This is a genomic window from Allobosea sp. P1_A7 (assembly GCF_056406775.1).
On record NZ_JBFTZN010000219.1, the window covers coordinates 1 to 9,774 of the forward strand.

General features: G+C 61.9%; 10 protein-coding genes. 2 read left to right on the forward strand and 8 right to left on the reverse strand.

Annotated features, from left to right (window positions below):
• Positions 1-1,238 (forward strand): glucarate dehydratase family protein (locus AC1D34_RS27860; RefSeq protein ID WP_476825943.1); only part of this gene is annotated, 1,238 nt, incomplete at its 5' end.
• 88 nt (positions 1,239-1,326) lie between these two features.
• On the opposite strand, the gene AC1D34_RS27865 is transcribed toward AC1D34_RS27860, so the two are convergent.
• From AC1D34_RS27865 to AC1D34_RS27875, 3 genes are all read right to left on the reverse strand, one after another.
• Positions 1,327-1,530, reverse strand: a complete 204-nt coding sequence (locus tag AC1D34_RS27865; RefSeq protein WP_476825949.1) for a cold-shock protein — start codon at positions 1,528-1,530, stop codon at positions 1,327-1,329.
• Between the two features lie 567 nt (positions 1,531-2,097).
• Complete coding sequence (locus AC1D34_RS27870; protein ID WP_441492634.1) at positions 2,098-2,796, reverse strand: response regulator transcription factor; 699 nt, start codon at positions 2,794-2,796, stop codon at positions 2,098-2,100.
• 136 nt (positions 2,797-2,932) lie between these two features.
• Positions 2,933-3,385 carry a hypothetical protein gene (locus AC1D34_RS27875; RefSeq protein ID WP_476825944.1) on the reverse strand — a complete coding sequence of 151 codons (453 nt, stop codon included), beginning with the start codon at positions 3,383-3,385 and terminating at the stop codon, positions 2,933-2,935.
• A gap of 332 nt (positions 3,386-3,717) precedes the next feature.
• On the opposite strand from AC1D34_RS27875, the gene AC1D34_RS27880 reads away from it, so the two are divergent.
• Positions 3,718-3,924 carry a cold-shock protein gene (locus tag AC1D34_RS27880; RefSeq protein WP_441480550.1) on the forward strand — a complete coding sequence of 69 codons (207 nt, stop codon included), beginning with the start codon at positions 3,718-3,720 and terminating at the stop codon, positions 3,922-3,924.
• Positions 3,925-4,736: 812 nt separating this feature from the next.
• On the opposite strand, the gene AC1D34_RS27885 is transcribed toward AC1D34_RS27880, so the two are convergent.
• The 5 genes from AC1D34_RS27885 to AC1D34_RS27905 form a co-directional block, all read right to left on the reverse strand.
• Positions 4,737-5,723, reverse strand: coding sequence for an ABC transporter ATP-binding protein (locus AC1D34_RS27885; RefSeq protein ID WP_476825945.1), 987 nt, complete (start codon positions 5,721-5,723; stop codon positions 4,737-4,739).
• Positions 5,720-6,739, reverse strand: a complete 1,020-nt coding sequence (locus AC1D34_RS27890) for an ABC transporter ATP-binding protein (RefSeq protein WP_476825946.1) — start codon at positions 6,737-6,739, stop codon at positions 5,720-5,722. Before AC1D34_RS27890 ends, AC1D34_RS27885 begins: the two co-directional genes overlap by 4 nt.
• Entirely contained in the window at positions 6,736-7,551 is an 816-nt protein-coding gene (locus tag AC1D34_RS27895; protein WP_476825947.1) for an ABC transporter permease, read from the reverse strand. The genes AC1D34_RS27890 and AC1D34_RS27895 overlap by 4 nt, the downstream gene beginning before the upstream one ends.
• A gap of 1 nt (position 7,552) precedes the next feature.
• Positions 7,553-8,485, reverse strand: a complete 933-nt coding sequence (locus tag AC1D34_RS27900) for an ABC transporter permease (RefSeq protein ID WP_441492639.1) — start codon at positions 8,483-8,485, stop codon at positions 7,553-7,555.
• A 156-nt stretch (positions 8,486-8,641) separates the two neighbouring features.
• Positions 8,642-9,774, reverse strand: a 1,133-nt coding sequence (locus AC1D34_RS27905) for an ABC transporter substrate-binding protein (RefSeq protein ID WP_476825948.1), incomplete at its 5' end; no start/stop codon positions are given.

Genomic DNA, 9,774 nt, shown 5'->3' on the forward strand with positions numbered 1-9,774 from the left:
GTGTCACTCCGATCGCCTTCCGCGACCCGCCGCTCCTCAACGTCAACGGCGTGCACGAACCCTGGGCCCTGCGCAGCATCATCGAGGTCGAAACCGCGGAGGGCCATGTCGGGCTCGGGGAGAGCTATGGCGATCTGGAGACGCTGGCCAATCTCGACAAGGCGAAGGCGGGGCTAATCGGTCTCGACCCGTTCGACCTGAATGGCTTGACGCAGGTCGTCTATGCTGCGGTGGGCGATAATCCCGACCCCGGCCAAACCTTTGCACCCGCAGGCGACAAGGCCCGCGCCTCGGCGCTCTCCGCCTTCGAAGTCGCCTTCCTCGATCTGCAGGGCCAACTCACCGGCCGGCCGCTCTACGACCTGCTCGGCGGCAAGCTGCGTGACCGCGTGCCCTACAGCGCCTATCTGTTCTACAAGTTCGAACGGCACAAGGATGATCCCGGCTATCCTGCCGATGATTGGGGCGAGGCGCTCAGCCATGAACAGATGGTCGAGCAGGCGCGCCGGATGGTGGCGGAATTCGGCTTCGGCTCAATCAAGCTCAAGGCCGGCGTGTTCGAACCCGATTTCGAGATCGAGACGCTCCGGCACCTGCGCAAGGCGTTTCCGGACCACCCGCTGCGGATCGACCCCAATGGCGGCTGGTCGGTCGAGACGACGCGGCGGGTGATGCCGCAGTTGGTCGGGCTGCTCGAATATCTCGAAGACCCGACAAGGACGCTCACCGAGATGGGGCAGGTCGCGACATTCGCGCCGATGCCGCTCGCCACCAACATGGTCACGATCGCCTTCGGTCATATTCCCGAAACGATACGCCTGAATGCCGTTCAGGTCGTTCTGTCCGACCACCATTATTGGGGTGGCCTGCGCGCTACCCAGCATCTGGCCCATCTCGGCCGTGTCTTCGGCTTCGGGATCTCGATGCACTCGAATTCTCATATGGGCATCAGCCTGGCAGCGATGACTCATGTCGGCGCAACGATCCCCAACCTCGCCTATGCTTGCGACACACACTACCCGTGGCAGGTCGAGGAGGTGATTGAGGGTGGCAAGCTCCAGATCGAGAACGGCTCGCTTGCGCCGCCGGATGGACCCGGGCTCGGCGTGCGGCTGGACCGTACGGCGTTGAAGCGCCTACACCAGCAGTATCTCGATTGCGGCATTCGAGTGCGCGACGACACCAAGGAGATGCGCAAATACCAGCTGGACTTCAATTCGGCGCGCCCGCGTTTTTGAAGTGGCTCTCGGGTTCCCACGGGCGCTGAAGCCCGCAAGAGGCTTTGAATTACTACCCGCTCTCCCCTTACTGCGAGGCTTGGAGTGATCAGAGGAGTTGGAGCGAGCCTGCGGCTGTTTTACCGCGCTCGGTCTTCAAATCGAACGCTACCTTCTGCCCTTCTGTCAGAGTCATCATGCCAGCCTCTTTCACGGCCGCGATATGTACAAACACGTCCTTGCCGCCATCCGAAGGCTGAATTAACCCGAAACCCTTCTCAGTATTGAACCATTTCACGTTTCCGGCCGCCATAGTCGCATCCCCGAAGATTGCATCTTTTGAGCCGCCGGATGCGCGTATCCGAAGACCCGCCGGGAAGGAATTGCCCGAAAACACAAGGCTGTCGAGGCCAAACATGAAGCATGACGGCTGGCGATTACCGTCTGTACAACAACTCAACTGTGAATTGCTGTCGAATGACGATGTAACGCCAATATAAATCTCCGCCAATCGCGTATCGATAACACGCTGCCTCGCCGCGACCTTTCGCAAAGGCAATTGACATGCCGGAGCCCGAGAAAGTGTTGAGGCCGAGCTTGTCGTGCTGCGGGGCGTCGCGCACGGCATCGGCGATCTTCTGCGCCCCGCGATACGAATGGTGTAGGCAGCGCCGCAACCAACCGCTGGTCTGCCACTGACTCAGATTCAGTTTCGCCAATCTGCAACCGATCACTGGCAGAGAACTCGGCAAGGTGGTTGGCATGGAGATGAGCCGCAACACCGATGCGAGCGCTGAAGCGCGCCCGGCGTCAGCTCAGCCGGGCCAAGCTGCCCGCGCGACCGAGACAAGCTATCCGCGAAGACAGCAGAGAATCGGCCTTAGGAAACCATTTGGAGGGATGGCTCGGCATTGTTCAACATGTAGCCGCGTCCCCAAACCGTCTCGATGTAGTTCGCTCCGCCCGATGCATCTGCGATTTTCCGTCTCACCTTGCAGATGAAGACGTCCACGATCTTGAGTTCGGGCTCGTCCATCCCACCGTAAAGGTGATTGAGGATCATTTCCTTTGACAGGGTGAACCCACGGCGGCTCGCCAAGAACGCAACGATCTCATATTCCTTGCCAGTCAAACGAACGGGCTTCCCGGCGACGTCAACCGTTTTTGAATCCAGATCGATGCAGAGGTCTCCGACCCGGACCGTGCGGTTTTCGGTCCCGTTGCAGCGACGCACCAAAGTCCGCAGGCGTGCAAGAAATTCGTCTCGGTGGAATGGCTTTGTCAGGTAGTCATCCGCCCCTGCAATCAGCGAACGGACCTTCTGTTGAACCTCATTGATACCCGAGAGGATCATCAGAGGAGTGTTGATGGATGATGCTCGGAGTTTCGTGAGCACCTGAATTCCTGGCATGTCTGGTAAACCGAGATCCAGAATTATCAGGTCAAACGGCGCCGCCTGAGCGAGGGCGAAGCCATCGGCTCCATAGGCTGTCTTGGTGACTTCGATGTTCTCCAGCTTGAGAAACATCTCGATGCTCTGCGCGATCGATGCGTCGTCCTCAATTAATAAAACGCGCATGGTAAACTCCGATTCGCAGCGGATAATTTGGCGAGGATGGCCGAAGTATGGTTAATAATTCAAGATTTTTTCGAGGGTAGTTTCAAAATCCGTGGCGTATTCGCGAAAATCTGCAGGTATTCGCGGAGGGCTTGGATCAGTTGGCGCCCTGAGGGCACGCTTTGAAATCGGCGATTAGCTCCGCCAGCTCCGTCAAGCGACGCAGTTCCAGGCCGTTATCTGAAGCCTCGGCGCGGATTGCAAAGATCGCTTCGCCAGTAGCCCGAACCAACGGAGCGAATTCGGGCAGCATAAAACTTATTAGCATCGTCTTGAGCGTCTCTTCTGCGTCGCCGTAGCGACTGAGATACAGCTGAACACCCTCAGTGGTCTCTTCTATTGAGGCGCCGAGCAGTTGCCCATAAGCATCCGCAGCTGCCCAAATAGCAGCGTGGAATGCCAATTTGTTCTCGACCAAGCGGTCAGCGCCGCCACCAAGTTTGGCGCTAATCGAAGCTGCCGTGGTGATCATGTCGAGGAAGTCTTCCAGGCGAGTAGCGACCATGCCTGGCTTCGAAGTTCGCAGCTTTCGGGAGAACATGTTGAACACAGGTACTTCTGTCGCAGACGGCTACGAAACGCATAGATTCTGCAGCTTCGCTAACACACCGCCGCGAATTGCCGCTTGTTCTTTGTAGTCATTGATTTGTTATTGCGAGCCAATTGCTGCAAAAAGGCGATATTGGCACACCAAAACCCGCCGAGCGAAGCAATAATTCAGAGGGCAAATCCAATGTTAAAGCAACATTAGAGGGGTCGGCTAAAATCCGCTCCCAACGCACAGATAAACGTCGGAGAAAGTGATTGATACTGACGCTTTGCAAAAGGTGAGGGGTACTTTACGCTTTGTTGGGTTGTCACAATAAAGCGATAGGAACAAAAATGGCGAATGGAACGGTCAAGTGGTACAACGAAACCAAAGGTTATGGATTCATCGCTCCAGACACAGGTGGTAAGGATGTTTTCGTCCATGCGACTGCCTTGGAGCGCGCTGGTCTTCGGGGTTTAGCTGAAGGTCAGAAGGTCACCTATGATTTGGAGGCCGACCGTCGCAGTGGCAAAGAGTCTGCGGCTAACCTTAAAGTTTGAAAATTAAAAGCCGCCCGATGTTTTCCGCCGAGCGGCTTTTGATTGATGGCACATTCCGATTTCGACGGCTGTTAGGCAGCCCGTGAGCGCTTCCGCCTTTGCTGACCAAGCCCCATCTTCTTGGCAAGGTGCGATCGAGCCTCGGCGTACCTGCGAAGCATCTGGACCGGCGACAGGGATAACCGTAGACAACGGTAATCCCTGCAAGCCCAATTCGGGCAATGAAAGTATCGAGCGACATCTAAAGCAATGAAGCCGCCCCAGAAGCCTTTCACCGTTGAATTTAAACAGGCGCGCCGCGTCCAAAGCAAGCCGCACCCATCTATTTGGGGTACCCTAGATCTGAAGGTCTCCGCGAACRAACAAGAGCCCGGATCGCAGCAGATCGATCCGCAGCGATTACCCAAGCCGGTCACCCCGGCCTCGCCTGAACCTGCGAAGGCTCAGCGGATCCTGCCCGCGCTCGCAAAAGCTCCCGCCCCGGAACTGATGGAAATGCCGTCGATCGAGAGATCGACACCGAAGCGTGACGATCCAGAAGATTTCGTTCAGGCACCGGAGGCATCGAACGCGCTCACCGCGGACCGGGGGGAGGTATCGTCCGAAGTWCCAAAGGTGCGCCGGCGCTACGGGAATAGCGGGGCTCTGYCTGCTGGGGAGCGTTGGAAGCGGCGGCTACCGCCTATCTTGCGACAGACTAAGTCTGTCACTTGAATGGATCTTGGTCAGCGTCACGGGCAACTCCGGGGCATCCCAGGCCGTTCACAGCCAACGGCGCCGTTTTCTTACAGGCAAATTCCAACTCAACGATCTTATTGTGGGCGTCCGCCACCGCCGCTGAGCGGCCAAGGAGATGCGAAGTGGCAGGCCACCAGATGCCCTTCGCCGACCGGTCGCGCCTCTGGCACCTCCGTCCTGCAGCGGGGTTGCGCAATCGGGCAGCGCGGATGGAAGCGACATCCCTTGGGGATCGCGGCGGGACTTGGTGGATCGCCCGGCAGCAGGATCCGGTCCCGGACTTTTGCCGGGTGCGAAATCGGCACGGCCGAGAGGAGGGCGTGGCTATAGGGGTGCTGGGGGGCCGAGAAGAAGGTGCTCTTCGGCGCGATCTCGACGATCTGCCCAAGATACATCACGGCTACGCGGCTCGCCATGTGCTTCACGCTCGCCATGTCATGCGAGATGAAGAGATAGGCGGTGCCTTGCTCGTCCTGGAGATCCTGCAGCAGGTTGATGACCTGCGAACGCACGGAGACGTCGAGAGCGGAGACAGGTTCATCGGCGACGATGAGCTTCGGCCGCATCGCGAAGGCGCGGATGATGCCCAGGCGCTGGCGTTGCCCGCCGGAAAACTGGCGGGGCCATTGGCCGATATGGCGGGCACTGAGGCCGACGGCTTCAAGCAATCGCACCGCAGCGCTGGTTCGCTCGCCCCGCTGCGAAACGAGGCCATGCACTGCCAGCGGTTCCGTCACGATCGATCCCGCCCGCATGCGCGGGTCCAGTGACGAGAACGGATCCTGGAAGATGAATTGCAAATCGCGGCGGATAGCTTTCATGCGGGGCTGCGACAAGCCGGCGATGTCCTGCCCCTCGAACAGGATGCGCCCGCCGGTAGGATCGGTCAGGCGTAGGACAAGCCGCGCCAGCGTGGATTTTCCGCAGCCGGATTCGCCCACAAGGGCCAGCGTCTCGCCGGGATGGAGATCAAGGGACACCCCGTCGACGGCCCGAATGCCGCCAGGAGCCCGGCCGAAGGTCTTCTGCAAGTCCTCGAGCCGCAGGAGAGGTTCGCTCATGGTGCCGCGCCCGCGCTCATCGCTGCCGCTTGTGGCGTCTCTTGCGGCTGGTTCTGCCGCGCCCAGCACGCGGCGAGGTGACCATCCTCGATTTGCTCCAGSGGCGGCACCAATCTGGCACAGGGGGCAAAGCGCTCGGGGCAGCGGGGGTGGAAGGCGCAACCCGTCGGCATCTCCGTCAGATGCGGCACGGCGCCGCCGACCGTCGGCAACCGCCGCACGGACGGTGTCTCCAGCGAGGGCGTCGCAGCCAACAGACCGACCGAATAGGGGTGGCTCGGCGCGTCGAACAGGCGAAGGGCCGTCGCCTCCTCGACGACCCGGCCGCCATACATCACCGCGACACGGTCGGTMAGTTCGGCCACCACGCCGAAATCATGGGTGATGATGACCACGGCAAGATTTAGTTCCTGGCGCAGCCGCCGCAGCAGGTCGAGCACTTGCGCCTGGATGGTGACGTCCAGCGCGGTCGTCGGCTCGTCGGCGATCAGGACCTGCGGATCGCAGGAGAGTGCCATCGCGATCATGACGCGCTGGCGCATGCCACCGGACAATTCGTGCGGATAGGCGGCGGCGCGCTTGTCGGGCGCAGGAATGCCGACGAGGCTCAGAAGCTCGATGCTGCGGGCGCGTGCAACTGCGCGGGAGAGACCGAGATGCCGGCGCAGCGGCCCGCCGATCTGCTCGCCCACGGTCATGATCGGGTTGAGCGCCGTCATCGGCTCCTGGAAGATCATGCCGATGCGGCGACCGCGGATCGCATCGAGTGACTGGCGCGGCAGGGTCAGGAGATCCTGCCCATCGAACATGACGCGGCCGGCCGTGACGGTGGCGGCTTCCGGCAGCAGGCCAAGCGCTGCCAGCGCGGTCAGGCTTTTGCCGGAGCCGGATTCACCGACGAGGCCGAGGCACTCGCCAGCGTGCAGATCGAGATCGACGCCGCGGAGCGCCTGAACCGGGCCGTTTTTCGCGCCGAAGGAGACCTGGAGGTCGCGGATGGAGAGCAGCGGCGTCATCGCCCGGTCACCCGGTCGGGATCGAGGCGGTCGCGCAAGCGGTCTCCGAGGATGTTGAAGGCCAGGACCGTCAGCGTGATCGCGAGCCCCGCAAATATGGCCGGTAGTGGCGAGCCGAAGATGTCGGCAACACCCTCGCGCACCATGTTCCCCCATGACGGGGCCGGAGCCTGGGCACCGAGCCCGATAAAGCTGAGCGATGCCTCGAGGCGGATCGCCGAGCCGATCCAGATCGTCAGCATGACGATGAGGGGGCCAGCGATGTTGGGCAGGACATGCATTCCAATGGTGCCGAACTTGCCGCGCCCCATGGCGATCGATGCGTCGACATAGGCCTCCCGCTTGACCGACAGAGCCGAGGCCCGCGAGAGGCGGATGAATGACGGTACGAGCGCTGCCGCGATGGCGATCGACAGGTTCTGCACGCCGGGGCCGAGCAAGGCGACGATCAGCACGCCGAGCAGGAGCGGATCGAACGACATCATCATGTCGGTGAGGCGGGTGACGATCGCCTCGGCCCAGCCGCCGAAGAAGGCCGACGCCGTGCCCAGGCTGATGCCGACAAGGGCGGCCAGCATCGGCGCGGCCACCCCGATCGTAATCGACAGGCGCGCTCCCTCKATCAGGCGAGAGAAGATATCGCGGCCATATTCGTCGGCACCCAGCCAATGCGCGGCGGAGAGACCCTGATCGGCCGCGGCGAAGTCCTGCAGCAGCGGGTCATGCGTCTGGAGCCAGGGGGCGAACACAACGACGACCAGGAGCAGGAGCAGGATGGCGGCGGCGATGGTCAGGAAGACGCGATCGAKCATGTCAGGCTCCCTTCACGCGGGGGTCGATGACCACGTAGAGCAGGTCGGTTGCAAGGTTCACCAGCACGACGAGGACCGAGAGAAGCACGAGGCCTCCCTGGATCAGGCTGTAGTCGCGGGCGGTCACCGCGCCGACGAGCAGTTGCCCGACGCCCGGCCGGTTGAAGACGAGTTCGATCGCAATGGTGCCGCCGAGCGTGGCGACGATCATGAGTGAGAGCTGCGTCGTGATCGGGATCAGCGCGTTGCGCACGATGTGCTTCCAGACCACGACCCGCTCCGGCGTGCCGAGCGCGCGAGCCGTGCGGACATAGTCGCGGCCCGAGACGTCGAGGACGGCCGTGCGGGTGAGGCGCATCAGGCCGCAGCCCTTCAGCAGTCCGAGCGTCATCGCGGGAAGGACGAGGTAGCGCAGGTCGAAGGGCGTGTCGCCACCGCCGAGCAGCGGAAACCAGCCGAGCTTCAGCCCGAACACGATGAGCAGGATGAGGCCGAGATAGAAATCCGGAAGGGCCGAGCCGAACAGCGAGACGAGCCGGCTCGAATGATCGACGCCGCCACTCGGGCGCATCGCCGAGGCGACGCCCACGGGCACGCCGATCAGGATGCCGACCACGGTCGAGGCGAGCGTCAGCATGATCGTATAGGGCAGGTGCCGCAGCATCGTCGCGGTGACGTCGACCCCGTTGACGAGCGAGCGGCCGAGATCGAGATGCAGGAGCCCCCAGAGGAAGCGGCCGTATTGGACGAGGAGCGGCTGGTCGAGCCCGAGTGTCCTGCGGACATTCTCGATCGTCTGGGCATTGGCGCGGTCGCCGAGCATGGCGATGACGGGATCGCCCGGCAGGAGCCGCATGGCGAAGAAGACGAAGGAGAAGACCAGGAAGGCGGTCAGAATTGCATCGGCCAGTCGCTTGAGAACGAACCGCCCCATCGTCTCGCAAACCTTTCAGGGCATGGCCGGCGGCATGAAGCCACCGGCGCCTGGCGCTCGATCATCTGACCGGATGTCGTATCCGCCCAGTGATCCAACCTCTTGTGTTTGCATCGGCTGTCCCGAAAACCGCTCTCCAGGTTTCAGGCCGATGCCCTAGCGGGCTACGCGCCGCGCCGTGGCGTATTCGTATTGGCCAAAGCCGGTGAGCGGCTTGTAGCCGAGGTCGACATGGCCCTGGATCGCGCTGACCAGGGGTTGGGTCTGCAGCGGCAGCACCGGCATGTCGCGCAGGATCTGGAGTTKGGCCTCCTTGAGCAGCGCCAGCTGCCGGTCGACATCGATCGACCCGACGGCCTCGTCGACGAGCTTGTCGACGCTGCCGCCGATCTCGCCGTAATGCGAGAAATTGCGCAACGATGCCGGCTTGCCGACCGCCGCGGCCGAATGCAGGAACTCGTTGATCACGGCGGGCGCCGTCGGCGCGATCGCCGTCGACAGCATGTCGATCGTGCCTTCGTCCTTTCGGATGGCGGCGTGATAGCTCGCATGGTCCATGATCTTGAGCTTCACGTCGATGCCGACCTTGCGCAGCATGTCCTGCACCATCAGCATGTTCTGCTTGTAGTCGGAGCGCTCGCTCGACAAGGCCTCGATGCTGAAGCCGTTGGGGTGGCCGGCCTCCGCCAGCAGGGCCTTGGCCTTGATCGGATCGTAATCGTAGCGAAGCTCGGCGGGGATATCGGCTGTCTTCAGGGCGCCGTAGAACTCTTCCGGGACGATCGTGGGCAGCGGGCCGTGGACCACGCCGAACACAGATTTCCAGACCTTGCGATCGACTGCATAGGCGATGGCCTGGCGCACGCGCACGTCGTCGAGCGGCTTGATCTTCATGTTGAAGTGGAGGAATTGCAGGCTCCCGGGCTGCATGATGCTGATCTGGGCATCGCTCCGGGCCTTCTGGATCTGATCAACCCAACGCGGTTCGCGCGGGCCGCTGGTCTGGTCGATCTCCTTGCCGATGAAAGCGATTGTCGCGGCATTGTCGGCCGGGATGTAGCGGAAGCGCAGGGTCGCGGTCGGCGGTGCGCCGCGGAAATAATCCTTGTTCGACTTGAGGACGATCGATTCCTGCGGCCGGTACTCGGCGAATTCGAACGGCCCGCTGCCGATCGGCGCGCGGCCGAATTCGGCTCCAAGCTTTTCGACGGCTTTGCGCGGCACGATGTAGCGGCCGAAACCGGGCGTCAGGGCCGAGGCGTGAAAGAACGCGTTCGGTGCCTTGAGGA